Here is a 14,750-nt window from a genome sequence, read left to right on the forward strand (position 1 = left end):
AAAATTTTAATAAGGTGAATTGCGAATTTCCGTAATCACTTGCGTAAATAGATTCAAACTTTTGGCGTTGTCTGGATTTGTAGTTTGGAAAGCCATCATGGAATGATCACAATCCGCTATATCAATTTGTTTATATGATAAATTTCCAAGCCTTGCGCTATTGCGAGGAACAATGCCATCTGACTGAGTAAATCCAGCATTAGTTAAAATATTACAACCGGTGTTATAGTAAAATGTCTCACCGACTGTACAATTTGACATAACGCCTGCAAAACTAATAAATTTTCCATTTAAGTTAAAGTTTAGATAAGATTGATTCAATACATCTAAAACTAAGTTTTCTGCCCCAGAAATTACAGTTTGTCCAGAACCCTGATTGGTATAACCCAACTCAGATCCCCCTTGGGTTCCAACAAGATAACTACCTAAATCATTTAAAAATGGATTACTTCCGATAAAACTAGGAGTAGCAAAAGGAGATCCAAATTGTGGACTTGCCAAAGTCACTACCAACTTTACAAAAGGAAGAGATCCTGTTTCTGAAGCCAGGGCCACTCTAGTGACAAGCCCACCCATAGAATGTGCAACAATATACACTTGGTCAGAATCGGTAAAATTAGAACGAAGTGTTCCGTAAAATTGTCTACCATTCACTAAAATACTATTGGATGTGCGGTAAGTATATAAATAGAGATCAAACTCAGCATTTGCCGAAGCTCTTCCTTCTTGAAAATGAACCATTCCATTAGAAAAAGTATTTTTTATGTTTTGAATTTTTTTCTCATCATTTGTGATCGGATCGGAATCTCTCTCTGCTGGGTTCCATCCATGAATAAAAACTATTTTCTTTTTAGATGATTTTGGAAAAAACTCAGATGTAACAAATTGAGAATCAGATAGGCTTCTAGAAAAACCGGGATAAAAACCATATAGTTTTTGGTTAGGATTTGGAAGTAATCCAAATAACGAAAGTAACAACGCCTCATCGTTTTTTTTGTCTTCGGATACAAATTCTTTTCTATAAAAATCGTAAATACAAGATTGGAATGCAACAATTCCAATCAAAATAGAGAAAATAAAAGATACGAACTTTCGCCTAACGCGAAACATTTTGAATCCGATCCAACGTGATTCCACAAGCAACAACCACATTAAGTGAAGTCACTGAACCAAAAAGCGGGATCCGAGCCACATAATCTGCTTCTTCTAACAGTAGACGTTTCACTCCTTCCCCTTCATTCCCCATAATCACAGCCATCTGCGTTGCCTCTGGTAAAGTTTCCCAAATGTTTTCTTCTCCTTCTTCGTCAGTTGCTAGAATCCAGTATTCATTTTTTTTGAGGTATTCCATCCCATGCATCAGGTTTGCCACTCGGTAAATTTGCAAATGATGTACCGCTCCTGCAGATACTTTTTCCACAACAGGAGTGATTGGTGACGTATCACGATCAGACATTAATACGTGTTTTACGCCCATACATTCAGCCGTTCTTAGTATATTTCCAAGATTTCCTGGATCTTGAATCCGGTCTAATATCAAAATTGGTCCTTCACCCACCTTGACATTCTGTTTGAACTGTTCAAATCCGAGTGACAAAAACGATTTTTGTTTGGTGCGTATGATCACATAACCTTGGTGATTTTTATCAGAAGCGATTCGGTCTAGTTCCCGAGTGGAAACAGTTGTAAATTTGATAGAGTTTGGGATGTACTGACGTATCCTTTGTTTTTCTTCATTTCCAAGGGAATCCTTTATAATCACTTCCCGGATGGTTTTGATACCACGTTCGGGAGCGACTTGGTCCAAAGACTCTAAAAATTCAAAAAAATTGCGTTTCCCAAAAAGTATTTCTACTGGGCTTTTTTCCATGTGGTTATTCCTTCTTTTGTATCAGCGAGAAGGATTCCTTTTTCTTCCAACTCTTTACGAATTTTGTCGGCGCTTAAGAAATCTTTGTTTTGTTTGGCGGTTTTTCTTTTTTCGATTTGTTCCAAAATCCAATCTTCTGAAATTCCAACTAAAGATTGAATTTGTTTTTTAAATTGAAACACAGCAAAGAGTTCATTGATTTTATAAAAAAGCTGAATGGACTCTAACAAAAAACTATCTTCTGCTTCATTTCCCTTTGTGTCTAGATACTGGTTCACAATACGAACTAGTTCAAAAACAGTTGCAAGAGCTTTCGGAACATTCAAATCATCCGCAAGTGAATAAATAAAATCCAAGTCCAAATTCTGTAATTCAGGAATTGTAAAATTCCCCATTTCAACACCTTTCGGAACCTTGTCCCACAATTGACCAGCTTCTAAAACACGATAAATTGTATTTTGAATCCGATCCATTGCAACTTTTGATTCTTCCAGTTTATTTAAAGAAAAATTCAACTTACTTCTGTAATGTGAAGAAATTAAATGATAACGAATGGAATTCGGATCATAACCCTTTTCTAAAATATCTCGTAAGGTATAAAAATTTCCCTTACTTTTCGACATCTTTTCCCCATCAACTAACAGATGTTCACAATGAAGCCAGGTTCCTACAAACTCTTCATTGGGATAGGCTCCCATACTTTGCGCTGCTTCATTTTCATGATGGGGAAATAAAAGGTCAATCCCACCGGTATGGATATCCACTCCAGATCCGTATACTTTTCGAATCATAGCAGAACATTCTAAATGCCAACCTGGCCGTCCTGTTCCAATTCTAGTATGCCAACATTTTTCCTGTTCTGTCTTTTGATTTTTCCAAAGGACAAAGTCTCTTACATCATCTTTTGTATATTCATCGGCATCATATCTCGCACCGGATTTCATTCCCGAAACATCAATTTTCGAAAGTTCCCCATACCGACTAAATTTTTGAATCGAAAAGTATAAATTTCCATCTTTTTCATACACGAGGCCATTGGTCTTTAGTTTTTCCACAAGACCTACCATATCCTCAATCGATTCCGTTGCCTTCGGATAATGTTCTAACTTTTGAACATGTAATGATTCCAAATCTTTAAAAAAAGCTTCGGTCCAAGGTTTCGTAAATTCTTCAATACTCACTTTTTGTTTGATCGATTCATTGATAATTTTATCATCAATATCAGTGATATTCATCGATTGGTTTAGCTTGTAGCCACCTAACAATAGAGCACGGCGAAGGACATCCACAAATAAAAATGATCGGATGTTCCCAATGTGTGCAAAATTATAAACGGTGGGTCCACAAGAATAGATCGTAACGTTGGAATTATCCTTTGGTAAAAAAGTTTCTTTTTTCCCAGACTTAGAATTTTGAAAAACGAAAGGAATAGGAGTCATAGGGCAAAGATTTCTTTTACAAATTCTAAATTTGCTTGGGGTTGTTTGTCTTTTCCCGCTTCATTTCCTTCGGTTGGATATAACTGCATTCGTTTGTCACAATTCATATGATTAAACAAGGCAAAGGTGGATTTAGGATGAGAGATTACATCTTCCATTCCACAGGAAACAAGGGCTGGAATTTTAATTTTTTTTGCAAAGTTCAATGCATCAAAATAAGATAATTCTTTTTTATAATCAATTTTCTTAGTAGCTCTCTTTTCTAAAAAGGGTGTCAGTTCTCGAACCCAAGGATTTCCTTTTAAAGAAATTTGATCTTTATCTATATAACAAAAAGATGGAGTTTCTAAAATCAATCCTTTGATCCGATCAGAGTAAGCCGCGCCAAACACGGAAAGTGCTGAACCAATTGACTTTCCATGTAAAATAATTTGGTCTCCATCAATTCCATCGGTTAATCGTAAAAACTCAATGGTTCGAATCACATCCAAATAAAGTTTACGCATATAGAACTCTTCCTTTTGGTCAAGTCCATGTGCAAAATAATTCGGAGTCCAACCGATAGGAGCTTTTCCTGTCGTAGGATCTATCGGTGCATGGATCATTTCTTCCCCATGTCCCCTTAAGGTGATATGAAGTTGGGCGACTCCTAAATCAGAATATCCTTTTTGAATTTCTTCTGGAATGGCCAAATAGTCATGGAAATAAACAACCACTGGCCTGTTTCCTCTTTTTCTAGGAATCGCCAATTTTCCATGTAACACATGATTGTCGATGCTTTGAAAACTCACATCATTGAGAGATTCCCAAATAAAGGATCCTTTCAAAACGGTTTTATAAGTTGCCTTGATTGGAATTTTTTTTAACTCTGCGATCCCATCCTTCCAAAAACTATCCAAATCCGTAGGAGGATCTAGTTTTGGTACGGTTTGGAAACATTCATCAAAACTAACGGTTTGAGGCATGGGAATCCAACTTAGGAGAAAATTGATTTAAAAAACTATACATTGTTTGCAGTAAAAGTACAGAAATTGTCATAGGGCCAACACCTCCAGGAACGGGAGTGTAGTAGGATGATTTGTCTTTTGCTTTCGAAATTTCAATATCTCCCACATTACCAACGTTATAACCAGCATCTAAAAGGACCGCTCCTTCTTTGATCCAATCGGCTTGAATGAATTCAGGTTTTCCCACAGCCCCAACCACAATGTCGGCTTGTTTTATAAGCTCTGGGAGGTTTTTGGTTTTTGAATGGCAAAGAGTCACAGTGGCATTTAGGTTTGTGAGCATAATTGCCATTGGTTTACCAAGGATAGGAGACCTTCCAACTACTACTGCATGTTTTCCTGAAACATCGATTCCATATTCCTGAAGAAGGAGAACCATACCGTACGGAGTGCACGGATAGTATGCTTCGCTATTCATTGATAACTTCCCAAAGGAGATGGTTGTGACACCATCCACATCCTTTTCCAAGGCAATTTCATCAAAACACAACCGTTCATCAATTTGGTGGGGAACTGGATGTTGCAAAAGAATTCCGTTTACGGAACTGTCGGAATTCAATTTTCTAATTTCGGCTAATAACTCTTCGGTGGTTGTCTCTTCTTTCAGGCGCACGTAACGTGAACCCATTCCCACTTTTTCACATGCCTTTACCTTCATATTTACATAGGTTTCGGAAGCGGGATTATTACCGACAAGGATAGTGGCAAGAGTAGGAATTCCCTTACCCTCGGATTTAGCTTTCGCTAATGTTTCTGCGATTCGATTTCGAATTTTTTCGGAAATCGCTTTACCGTCTAATAGGATGCTAGATTTCATTCTGTAAGTTCAAAATTTCAGAGAAAATTGAACTGGCAAACAGAAAAAACCATCCATGACTCCAAGTTTAGATCCATCACAATCCAATTCTCCTCATCCCACTTCTACACATAGTTTTCAAGGTTGGGTCCAAGGCCTCCGAGGAAACAACCATGTCCAGTTCCTGCAACTTCGTACCGATGGACAAATTTACCAAGTCGTAGCAGAAAAAGAATTTTTAGGGGAGGAGATCTTTAAACAGGTCAAAACCTTACCGCAGGAAACTTCCCTAATCGTTTCGGGAGTTTTACAAGAAAATGCAAAGGCGCCAGGTGGACAGGAATTATTTCTCCATTCACTCTCCATCGTAGGGGAATCGAATCAGTATCCCATCACTCCGAAAGAACATGGACCTGATTTTTTGCACAACCATAGACATTTATGGTTACGATCCAAACGCCAACTCGCCATCCAGAGAGTTCGCTCCGAATTGTCCTTTGCCATCCGTGAATTCTTTCGAAATGATGGATACACCCTTATCGATACTCCCATTCTGACAGGCTCAATCGGGGAATCAGCAGGCACCTTATTTTCCACAGAATACTTTGACTTAGGGCAAGCCTATCTAGCCCAAACGGGACAACTGTATTTGGAAACAGCTGCCTTCGCTCATTCCAAGGTCTATTGTTTTGGTCCTACATTTCGTGCGGAAAAAAGTAAAACGAGAAGGCACTTAACCGAATTTTGGATGTTGGAAGCAGAAACCGCCTTTCTTGGCCAAGAAGGAAATTTAGACTTACAAGAACGATTTGTAAAGACAGTCCTTCGCACCACCATCGAACGTACCCTAGATGACCTAAAGGCTTTGGACAGGGATCCAGCACCACTATTAGAACAACTATCTAAACCTTTCCCACGAGTCGATTACGGAGAAGCGATTCAAATCCTACAAACTGCAGGAGAAGAAATCACTTGGGGAGAAGACATCAATTCCGACAGAGAACAAATCCTCACCACACATTTTGGAACAGCCATTTTCATTCAAAATTTTCCTAGGGCCATCAAAGCCTTCTATATGAAACAAAATCCAGAGAATGCCAATACCGTTCTTTCAGCAGACCTAATTGCTCCGGATGGAATTGGGGAAATTATTGGCGGCTCGGAAAGGGAAGAATCCTATGAAAAAATTGTCGAACGATTGAAAGAAGAAGGCCTTCCTCCAGAGGACTATTCTTGGTATTTGGACCTTCGTAAATATGGTTCGGTTCCGCATGCTGGGTTTGGTATGGGTCTCGAACGAGTGATTGCTTGGATTTGTGGTTTGTCCCATATTCGGGAGTGCATTCCTTTTCCTCGGATGATTTACAGGCTCAGTCCTTAATTTTTCTTAGGGGAAATTTTGCTCTAAGGCCGATCTTTTTAGGGAAAGAGAGGTACCTTATGGCACAACAAGCAACCCAAGTTTTAAACACATCCGTCGAACAAGAAGCTTGGGATCTATATGAGGTAGGATCAAACGAAGACGTCGTGGTCCTTGCCAAACGCCATCCCGAGAACTTTTATATCCAACATCTTGGTTATTTAGCATTGTATGAACTTACGGGAAGAGCGACGATCTCGGCACCAAAAGGCATTTCAAGCCTTGCACCATTAGTAGATGCAATTCAAAACTATGAGATTGGAAAAACATCGGATGCTTGCAATAGCCTAAACCTATATTTTAAGACCCAAACCAATCCTCTCTGTTTTTCCATCATTCAAACTGCGATCAAAATCTATTTTCGCGCAGAAGCCTACGAAGATGCAAAATCCATTATCACACGTTTTAAAAAACAATGGAATGATAACTCTTTTGTCAAAGAAGAACTGATTTGTATCTATTACCTAAAACGTTATGATGAAGTGATCAAAGTATTCCGTGACAATATGAAATTGTTAAATGATTCCGATATTCATAAACTTGTGGGTATGGCACTTCTCTTTTTGGATCGTCATAAAGAGGCCAATTTGATTTTCGAAAATATTCCGAACAAATTGAATCTTCCAAGTTTTGAAGAAAAAAGAAAGATGTATGATTCAGTTTACAAAAAGATTTCTGAACTAGAAGCTAAATCAAACTCTCTAAACCACAAAGATTTAGAGGATATGGGTTTTGCTTATCTATTTCATGGTGATTATTCTAAAGCAGAAAAGATGTTTTTATCTCTTACCGAGAAACTAAAATCAAAACTCTGCAGCGTGTAAGATTCTTTCTAGTTTCGGGGTGGCTAAGAAGTTTAGCTGCCTCGTCTGTAGGAATGACAAGATCGGTTTGGTTTTTCCCCGCAGTTCCTAATGCCAAAACAAAGTAAGGATTTTTTCCAACTTTAGCTTCCGTTCCCTTTCCTGTTTGGTCTTCTCTGTATACGATATAACCTGTTTCCATCGCATACGCTTCTTTTACATAGAGGGGAGAATAAATATCAAGTCCACGATCGGTTTGTATTTTTGGAAATAAGGCTCGTTTTACATTGAGATGGCGGGCATCCACAACTAGGCCCGAAAACTCCACCGGCACCACTTCTTCACTAAACTCAGGGACAGACTCAATACCATATTCTACTGGAAGGTGAGCCAAAATTCCTTCTTTTCCTTTGATATGTAAACTTGCCTTTGCTTCCAAAACATTTTTCACAAATTGAAAATCATACTCTTCTTTTTCTGATCCAATGTAAGAATTTAAACGTAACCTTGCTTGTTGGTTCACTTGGGTGTATTCATACACAGTATAATCTGCGTTAAATAGTATGGATTCTAACCTTTGGCTAAGACGCACTCGTAGTTTTTCACGGGCTTTTTTCCGTGCCATGGAATGAGCTTTGCCCTGGCTTGTGGCAGTATTTTTTCCCGAAAACTCGGGATCTTCTTCATCAAAAACAATTTTGGGTATGGTCTCTTTTACAGAAGAAGAAATGAATAGGTCTGTCCAGTTGACAACGGATGCATAAATATCCTTATCTTCAATGGGTTTTGACCCAAGAGAAACGGAGAGTAACAAAATAAGGAGAAGGTAAATTCGTTTCATATTTAAGATTTCGGCAAAAGATTGAATTTTCTTTCCAATTCGTTAAATTCCGTTATGAGGGGAACTCCTTTTGGAAGACTTTGCAAGACGTTTTTTCCATAAGACTTTGTGTGTACCCTTGGATCCAAGATACTCACCATCCCTGTATCGGATTGCGATCGGATAAGACGCCCAAACCCTTGTCTCAGTAACAAACATGTTTTAGGAACCTGCATTTCCCAAAAGGGACTTTTCCCCTTTCTTTCCATATCTTCCATCTTAGCTTGCAATACAGGCTCAGTAGGAACTTGGAAGGGAAGTTTGGTGACAATCACATTTCTCAGTTTGTCACCTTTAATGTCTACACCCTGCCAAAAACTTGAAACTCCAAATAGGACACTTTTTTCATTGGCAAGAAACTCTCGTTTGGCGGCGATTGGCCCCATTTCTGTTTGCGAAAAAATAGGAAAGGGAACTTGATTTTTGAGTTCTTCATATAACTCAGAAAGAAGTTTATTGGAAGTAAATAGAACAAATGCATCCCCTTCCGATAGTTTCAGTAACCTTGTGATCCAATAAGACAAATCCGTTTTATTTCGTTTGGGATCCTGAACTGGGTCTGCTACTTGTTTGGGAACAAATAAAAGCGAATGAGTGTTATACGAAAAAGGAGAAGCCAAGGTTTTGGTTTTCACTTCGGTTGTTCCAACTTCTTTTAAAAAATACTGAAAATTTCCAGCTGTTGGGGAAAGGGTAGCCGAAGTCATTACCACAGAGTCCATATTCGGAAATAGAGTGTTCGCAAGTATCTCGTCTGTATTTTTTGGTTGGGAGAATAAATAATAAAAGGGATCTTTTGAAGACTGGGGAGGAGGTTCAATCCAAAATACCAAATTGGGATTGGTTTTCAATCGGAAGTCATTTAAAAAAGAAGAGGCTTTCTTTAAGTTCCCAGAAACCATCTCAAGACCCAAAGCCATTTCCTTCTCTTCCATATCCTCACTATCTTTTTTATATTTAGTAAGCAGGCTTTCTAATTGAGAAGCTAGGTCGGCTAAAGTATCTTCTAAGGCTCCATTATCTAATTTAAGTCTTTCGGTATGGCGAGTCGAAAACTGATTGAATTGTAAGGGAATGGCGGAAAGTAACATCCGAAAAAGATCATTCGCATAACCAATAGAAGCCTCTACAGACTTCATAATTTTTTCACTGTTTTTCAGCTTTAATACAAGGCCTGTTCTTTTTTCTGGAAAATAGAGATAGTGGAGTAGGTTCATTAGAAGTTCATAACGAATTTCTGAACCAAAAGCCCGACCCACAATCTCAGGAAAAGCATGAGCTTCATCGATCACAAGTTGGGAAAATGGAGGAAGGATTTTAAAATCACCAGCAAGGTGGCTTGCCAGTAAATGGTGATTCACAATCAGGATATTCGCTTTTTTCCATTTTTCTTTTTCTAAAAAATAATACGAAGAACTAAAGTTGGGGCAATTTCTCCCCAAACAGTTGTCAGACTCTCTAGATACCGAGTTCCAAAAGGAATTGGATAAAAAACCATCATATTCCGCGCGAATTCCCGCAGTGGTTTGTTTCTCCCAGTTCACAAAGTATTGGAGAGTAGATTCCATTTCGGGTCCAAAATCTCCCCGTTCCATCACTCGATTGTATTTACGTTTACAAAGATAGTTACTAGCACCAAGAGCAACCATCGCATTCACAGAGACACCTAAGGCTTCTGAAACAAGAGGGATATCTTTATAGAGTAGTTGGTCTTGTAATGATTTAGTCTCAGTGGATACAACCACCGTACAATCATTTTCTATTGAGAATAGGGCACTCGGGATCAAATAAGCTAAAGACTTCCCGACTCCTGTCCCAGCTTCAATCACCCAATTAGAGCCGGTATTAAAAGCAGACTCAATGGAAGTTGCCATTTCCATTTGTTCTTTTCTAACTTCATAATCCTTCCAAAGTTTTGGAAGTTTGTTTGTAAAAACGGATTGTACGTCCAAACGTTAATGCCTATTACGAAACAGAAGAACAACACAAACTAATGTCAGACTGATCACAGAAACAAGTGACACAGTCATGATGAGGATCCCTTGCCAATTGAGTTCTCCGGATGGAATCATAGAATCACTTTTTCCTTTTTCACTTCTAGTGCTTTCGAAACTAAAAGATAAATAAATCCGTAGATCAAAAATAGTCCTATTACCACTGATCTTGCCACTACTGCTTTTGTTTTGGCATCTTCTACATTTTCGCCTTTATTTTCAGCAAGAAGTCCCATCACCTCAGGATTCATTTTATCCAAATATTCAGGTAGGTTCATATAACAAAAAGAAACGAAGATAAACAGCAAAAACCATGGAGTAATGTATTTTAATACAAAACGAATCGATTTGGGAAAAGGGATTAGACTTCCTTGATTTGCATCTTCCACACCCTTATCCACTCCAATTTTAAAAACAAAAATAAAGATTTGGATGGAAGCCAAAATATAAATCATAATGGTTCCAATATAGAAGTCAGCAATGTCCAAGGCAGCAAAGTCTTTGTTAAAATAAATAATAGGAAGACACAAAAAGAAGGTAAACAGAAACAAAAGTAATGAAGACTTGCGGCGACTCACATGGAATCCTTCCTCTAAAAATAAAATCCCAGGCTGTAACATAGTTACGGAAGAGGTAATCGCAGCAAGGAATAGAACAAGAAACCACAATCCACCAAAAAAACTCCCTCCAGGCATCATTCCAAAAACAGACGGAAGTGCAATAAAACCCATCCCAAAAGTGCCAAAAGAAGTAGCTTGCATTCCTAAAAACAAAAAGGCAACAGGGATGGTAATCATACCACCAAACACCACTTCTGCGAATTCGTTCAAGGAAGCAGAGGATAGACTAGAGAGTACCACGTCGTCTTTTTTCTTCAAAAAACTAGAGAACACAAGAGCGATCCCAAATCCCGTTGATAAAGAAAAGAAAATTTGACCTGCGGCACTGATCCATACTTTAGGTTGGGTAAGTTTTGACCAGTCTGGGTTCCACATAACCGCAAGACCAGACTCAATTCCTGGAATCGTAAGTACTCGAATGAGGATGATGGTTGCGCAAATGCCCATAAGTGGCATTGCAATTTTTGCGAAAGCTTCGAGTCCTTTGGAAAGACCACGGTATACAAGAAAAAAATTAAACAAAACACAAAGGAGAAAGAAAACGATAATGGGAGATTGAAAACTGGATCCGTTGGCATCGGCTCCAGTAAGTTGTAAAAAAAATGTAGAGGACTGTTTTGTCATCTCGTCTTGGGTAGAGCCATTCAGAGACATTTGTCCTGTAAGAAAGTAATACGCATAAGCCAAACACCAAGATTCTATAAATACATAGTACACATAGATCATCACAGGAATCATCACACCGATCGTACCTGAAAGTTTCAGTGGAAACCCTTTCAAATACTCTCGAAAAATAAAAGGAGTACTGTGCCCGTGTTTGCCACCCATACGACCCATGGTCCATTCTGCTAAACAGACAGGAATTCCGAGAATCAGGAAGCTAATGATGTAGGGTACCATAAAGGCACCACCACCATTTTGTGCCGCTTGTCCTGGAAATCGTAAAAAATTCCCAAGCCCAATCGCACCACTCGCAACGGCTAATATCAAACCTATACGACTGGCCCAGCCATCGTGGTGTTCCACTTGTCTCTCTTTCATCAGGGACTATTGAATGCAGTAGGAATTATGTGACAAAATCTTTTTGTCTAGAGATAAGAAAAAGCAAGGCTTGGTAGCCTTGCTTTGGTATTTTTCAAATTAGCCGAGAAATAGCTCGTTTTTTTCCATTTTTAGAACTTTGGAGACCAGATTCTTAAAATCTTCCGGTGGTTCCAAAAGTCCAAGTTCCACTTTTGACAGAAATGGAGTAGAAACCTTCAATTTCTTTGCGAAATCGTATTGTTTGATTCCTAATTCGCGTCTGACTGCCCAAAGTTTGTTTTTCAATCCATTGGAAAACTCAGGGTAGATGTCTTCCACAGCGCTTTCGTTGAAAAGTTTATCAACAGAGGTTTTGAGATACTTTGCACAAGATGACTTGAATTTTTCAGTCGGATCTTGGGCTCCAGTCTCAATTTTGGATAGGTAACTCGGAGAAACTCCCAGTGCCCTTGCCATATCGTACTGTTTGATACCTCTCTTCTTTCGAAGCATGTAAATGTGATTGTTCATTTATCCCCCCTAACAGTCAGAATATGTCAAATATGGCAAAATTCAATAAAAAAATTTTGCCATACTCTAAAACTTGAAAGAGAAAGTTATAATGTAACTTCTTTTAGACGATCAGCCGCAACGACTAAGTTGTAAGTAGTTTTTAGTCCTGATACTTTCTGTTCAATAAATGAATTCCTTTGTGCACCTTCCATTTCCGATTTGATTCGTTCACGAACTGCAGAATAAGGCTTAGGAATGCGATTCTGTGGGTTTTTTGGATCTGGATCAGCATAAGCGTACAATTTTCCTGCTTCGTAGGCATCTCTCATTTGTGTTTCAGTCACAGTGACGGGAATTGCTTTGATCTCATCTTGTAGCGATTTTAATGCCAAAGAAACTTTCATTTTATCCATTTGCATTAAATATCCAATTTCCGATCCTACATCTTGGACACGGTCTGAAGTCTCTGCAATTTTTCCTTGGAGAATGGTGGATTGAAACAGATTGAGCATATCCCAAGTTTTGGATTTTTCATCTTTATATTCTTGTTTTAGAACCGTCGGAATGGCTTCAAATTCAGCAGTCAATTCCTTCCAAGTGTAGTTCTTTCCATCCCGAGTGGAATACAATGCGTAATCAGGAGTAAAGATTTTTGGATCAATATCTGTTGGGCCAGAAAAACGCGGTAGATTTGCGACAGTGATTCCACTTTCTTCTGTAATTTTTTTCAGTTCTTTTTGGTAGAGTCCTTGTTCATACTCTTTCATTGTATGAGAAGCAAATTGGTTTGCTTTGTCTGCGGATTCTCCATCAGTGAAGTAAGCAACGGATGCTTTTGAATCTGCATCATCATGAGTTTTTGCATATTCAGTAGCCTCTTTTTTAAAATCGTCAAAAATGGATGTGAAGTATTTTTTAAGTCTTTCTGGATGAACCTTTTCCGTTCCAGTAGATCGAACTACATATGCAATTCTTCCTTCTCCTGCTTTCGCATAAGAAATAAAAGTTCCTCTTTTTGCTTTCTTTACTTCGGTAAGAATATCTTCCAATGGTGTTTCAGCGCAGTTCGTACAAAAAGGTTCCAATTTTCCAGCAATAGGTCTTCTTGTGATATCTTCTGTTACTTTCGAAATTTCTTCTGCAATTTCTTTGTTAGACAAAGAATTCAATTTGTTTGCCAATTCTTCTGCTTTTTTTAAATTCGCAGCTTCGTCTTCACCACGAACGAGTGCTAGTTGAAGATTTACAAATTCTAACGGTTTTTCTTTTAAACCATTTTTTACATACTCACGCATATAAACGTTAAGTTTCAAAAATTGATTTACAAGAGTCTCAATTTTTTGAACATCCGCTTCCGAAACTTTTTTGGAAGAGATTGCATCTTTTAATAGAATTTTTTCCAAAGCGATACTTTCTAAAATTTTTGCTTGGATATCAGCACTGATAGGTTGTGGTTCTGTATTTCCTCGTTTCGAAGCCTCAATCACAAAGTTCATTTCTTTGCGAGTTACAGTTCCACCATCAAAGGTCGCTAGGATTTCAGAATCCTTGGAGCAATTGAGAAGTGATACGAACGTCAAACCGAGCATAACACCCAGAGTGAAAAATTTGTTTAGATTCATTGGATTTCCTTGTCTATTTTCTTAAGTATTCTTTAATATTTGCGAACTGGTTTTTCCGGCTTTTTTGGTTCCGAAACTTGTGTGGGGGTTGGAATGGTTTTTTCTGGTGCCACTGCTTGTTTTTTAGCCAAAGGCAGTGCACTCGCCACATTCAATTTGAGAATCTCCGATTTTTGATCCTCTAATTTATGCATCTCAGATAAAAACGTTTCTTTGAGAATGGGGGAATATTCCCGATCAGAAGCTAGCCGATCCGTCAATTTTTTCAATTCAATGACGTCTCTGTCCAGTTCTTCCAGCTTTTTGTATAAATGGGCAACAGTTACCTTCAAAGACCACTCCTTCCAAAAGTTTTATTTACTTGCAATAGAGTGCAAGAATGAAATAAGAAAAATAGCAAATTTTATGAGCCTAGATGATTTAGTAGTTTCCACTGAAAAAATTGATACTGTTTATGTTACTAAATTGCAGGGAAATCTAAATAACTTCACTGCCGAGAAATGCATCAAATCGGTAATCAATTCCCTAAAACATGGATCTGTCATTTTGGATCTAGAAGAATTGAATATGGTGACAACCCAAGGAATCATCGCTTTCAAAACCCTAAGCGAAGAAGCTTTTCTTCACAAACACAAAATCATCTTAATCAATCTGCCGTTAAGCGTTAGACAAGCATTTTTAATGGCAGGAGTTCGTAATTTATTTCCCATCGCTAATAATGAAGAGGCAGCTTTCAAAATGGCCTCAAGACCCAGTAGGTAAA

14 protein-coding genes are annotated in these 14,750 nt (G+C 38.3%); 3 read left to right on the forward strand and 11 right to left on the reverse strand.

Annotated features, from left to right (window positions below):
- Positions 1 to 6: 6 nt before the first annotated feature.
- The 5 genes from LEP1GSC203_RS10620 to folD are packed head-to-tail and all read right to left on the reverse strand — an operon-like array spanning position 7 to position 5,133.
- The gene (locus LEP1GSC203_RS10620) at positions 7 to 1,110 is read right to left on the reverse strand and encodes an esterase/lipase family protein (RefSeq protein WP_002974300.1); all 1,104 of its coding nucleotides are present in this window, start codon (positions 1,108 to 1,110) and stop codon (positions 7 to 9) included.
- Positions 1,097 to 1,870: a 23S rRNA (guanosine(2251)-2'-O)-methyltransferase RlmB gene (rlmB, locus tag LEP1GSC203_RS10625; RefSeq protein WP_002974480.1), complete on the reverse strand. Its 774-nt coding sequence runs from the start codon at positions 1,868 to 1,870 to the stop codon at positions 1,097 to 1,099. Before rlmB ends, LEP1GSC203_RS10620 begins: the two co-directional genes overlap by 14 nt.
- Complete coding sequence (gene cysS / locus LEP1GSC203_RS10630; RefSeq protein ID WP_002974392.1) at positions 1,852 to 3,309, reverse strand: cysteine--tRNA ligase; 1,458 nt, start codon at positions 3,307 to 3,309, stop codon at positions 1,852 to 1,854. The genes rlmB and cysS overlap by 19 nt, the downstream gene beginning before the upstream one ends.
- Positions 3,306 to 4,274: an acetylxylan esterase gene (locus LEP1GSC203_RS10635; RefSeq protein ID WP_002974444.1), complete on the reverse strand. Its 969-nt coding sequence runs from the start codon at positions 4,272 to 4,274 to the stop codon at positions 3,306 to 3,308. Before LEP1GSC203_RS10635 ends, cysS begins: the two co-directional genes overlap by 4 nt.
- Positions 4,258 to 5,133 carry a bifunctional methylenetetrahydrofolate dehydrogenase/methenyltetrahydrofolate cyclohydrolase FolD gene (gene folD / locus LEP1GSC203_RS10640; protein ID WP_002973580.1) on the reverse strand — a complete coding sequence of 292 codons (876 nt, stop codon included), beginning with the start codon at positions 5,131 to 5,133 and terminating at the stop codon, positions 4,258 to 4,260. Before folD ends, LEP1GSC203_RS10635 begins: the two co-directional genes overlap by 17 nt.
- Positions 5,134 to 5,188: 55 nt before the next feature.
- Between folD and asnS the strand changes: the two genes are divergently transcribed.
- Both asnS and LEP1GSC203_RS10650 read left to right on the forward strand, forming a co-directional pair.
- Complete coding sequence (gene asnS / locus LEP1GSC203_RS10645; protein WP_002973919.1) at positions 5,189 to 6,493, forward strand: asparagine--tRNA ligase; 1,305 nt, start codon at positions 5,189 to 5,191, stop codon at positions 6,491 to 6,493.
- Between the two features lie 59 nt (positions 6,494 to 6,552).
- The gene (locus LEP1GSC203_RS10650) at positions 6,553 to 7,356 is read left to right on the forward strand and encodes a hypothetical protein (protein WP_002974133.1); all 804 of its coding nucleotides are present in this window, start codon (positions 6,553 to 6,555) and stop codon (positions 7,354 to 7,356) included.
- Here LEP1GSC203_RS10650 and LEP1GSC203_RS10655 read toward each other — a convergent pair.
- The 6 genes from LEP1GSC203_RS10655 to LEP1GSC203_RS10680 form a co-directional block, all read right to left on the reverse strand.
- Positions 7,319 to 8,176 (reverse strand): hypothetical protein, encoded by an 858-nt coding sequence (locus LEP1GSC203_RS10655; protein ID WP_002974236.1) that lies wholly within the window; start codon positions 8,174 to 8,176, stop codon positions 7,319 to 7,321. The genes LEP1GSC203_RS10650 and LEP1GSC203_RS10655 overlap by 38 nt on opposite strands.
- Positions 8,177 to 8,178: 2 nt before the next feature.
- On the reverse strand, positions 8,179 to 10,167 hold the full coding sequence (locus tag LEP1GSC203_RS10660; RefSeq protein WP_002974542.1) for an ATP-dependent DNA helicase: 1,989 nt from the start codon (positions 10,165 to 10,167) through the stop codon (positions 8,179 to 8,181).
- A gap of 116 nt (positions 10,168 to 10,283) precedes the next feature.
- Entirely contained in the window at positions 10,284 to 11,870 is a 1,587-nt protein-coding gene (locus tag LEP1GSC203_RS10665; protein WP_002974226.1) for a sodium-dependent transporter, read from the reverse strand.
- Positions 11,871 to 11,969: 99 nt separating this feature from the next.
- Positions 11,970 to 12,365: a helix-turn-helix domain-containing protein gene (locus LEP1GSC203_RS10670; protein ID WP_015678327.1), complete on the reverse strand. Its 396-nt coding sequence runs from the start codon at positions 12,363 to 12,365 to the stop codon at positions 11,970 to 11,972.
- A gap of 104 nt (positions 12,366 to 12,469) precedes the next feature.
- Positions 12,470 to 13,987, reverse strand: coding sequence for an LIC12015 family putative lipoprotein (locus tag LEP1GSC203_RS10675; protein ID WP_002974095.1), 1,518 nt, complete (start codon positions 13,985 to 13,987; stop codon positions 12,470 to 12,472).
- A 32-nt stretch (positions 13,988 to 14,019) separates the two neighbouring features.
- Entirely contained in the window at positions 14,020 to 14,319 is a 300-nt protein-coding gene (locus LEP1GSC203_RS10680) for a hypothetical protein (RefSeq protein WP_002974017.1), read from the reverse strand.
- 73 nt (positions 14,320 to 14,392) lie between these two features.
- On the opposite strand from LEP1GSC203_RS10680, the gene LEP1GSC203_RS10685 reads away from it, so the two are divergent.
- A complete protein-coding gene (locus LEP1GSC203_RS10685; RefSeq protein WP_002973885.1) occupies positions 14,393 to 14,749 on the forward strand; it encodes an STAS domain-containing protein in 357 nt (118 codons plus the stop codon).
- Position 14,750 lies beyond the last annotated feature (1 nt).

It is taken from the genome of Leptospira terpstrae serovar Hualin str. LT 11-33 = ATCC 700639, from assembly GCF_000332495.1.
In the GTDB taxonomy this organism is placed as follows: domain Bacteria; phylum Spirochaetota; class Leptospiria; order Leptospirales; family Leptospiraceae; genus Leptospira_A; species Leptospira_A terpstrae.

Bases quoted from the DNA above. Each gene is read 5' to 3' on its own strand.
- asnS (WP_002973919.1), top strand. From the start codon at position 5,189: ATGACTCCAAGTTTAGATCCATCACAATCCAATTCTCCTCATCCCACT.
- LEP1GSC203_RS10620 (WP_002974300.1), bottom strand. From the start codon at position 1,110: ATGTTTCGCGTTAGGCGAAAGTTCGTATCTTTTATTTTCTCTATTTTG.
- LEP1GSC203_RS10665 (WP_002974226.1), bottom strand. From the start codon at position 11,870: ATGAAAGAGAGACAAGTGGAACACCACGATGGCTGGGCCAGTCGTATA.
- LEP1GSC203_RS10675 (WP_002974095.1), bottom strand. From the start codon at position 13,987: ATGAATCTAAACAAATTTTTCACTCTGGGTGTTATGCTCGGTTTGACG.
- LEP1GSC203_RS10635 (WP_002974444.1), bottom strand. From the start codon at position 4,274: ATGCCTCAAACCGTTAGTTTTGATGAATGTTTCCAAACCGTACCAAAA.
- cysS (WP_002974392.1), bottom strand. From the start codon at position 3,309: ATGACTCCTATTCCTTTCGTTTTTCAAAATTCTAAGTCTGGGAAAAAA.
- LEP1GSC203_RS10685 (WP_002973885.1), top strand. From the start codon at position 14,393: ATGAGCCTAGATGATTTAGTAGTTTCCACTGAAAAAATTGATACTGTT.
- LEP1GSC203_RS10655 (WP_002974236.1), bottom strand. From the start codon at position 8,176: ATGAAACGAATTTACCTTCTCCTTATTTTGTTACTCTCCGTTTCTCTT.
- LEP1GSC203_RS10670 (WP_015678327.1), bottom strand. From the start codon at position 12,365: ATGCTTCGAAAGAAGAGAGGTATCAAACAGTACGATATGGCAAGGGCA.
- rlmB (WP_002974480.1), bottom strand. From the start codon at position 1,870: ATGGAAAAAAGCCCAGTAGAAATACTTTTTGGGAAACGCAATTTTTTT.
- folD (WP_002973580.1), bottom strand. From the start codon at position 5,133: ATGAAATCTAGCATCCTATTAGACGGTAAAGCGATTTCCGAAAAAATT.
- LEP1GSC203_RS10650 (WP_002974133.1), top strand. From the start codon at position 6,553: ATGGCACAACAAGCAACCCAAGTTTTAAACACATCCGTCGAACAAGAA.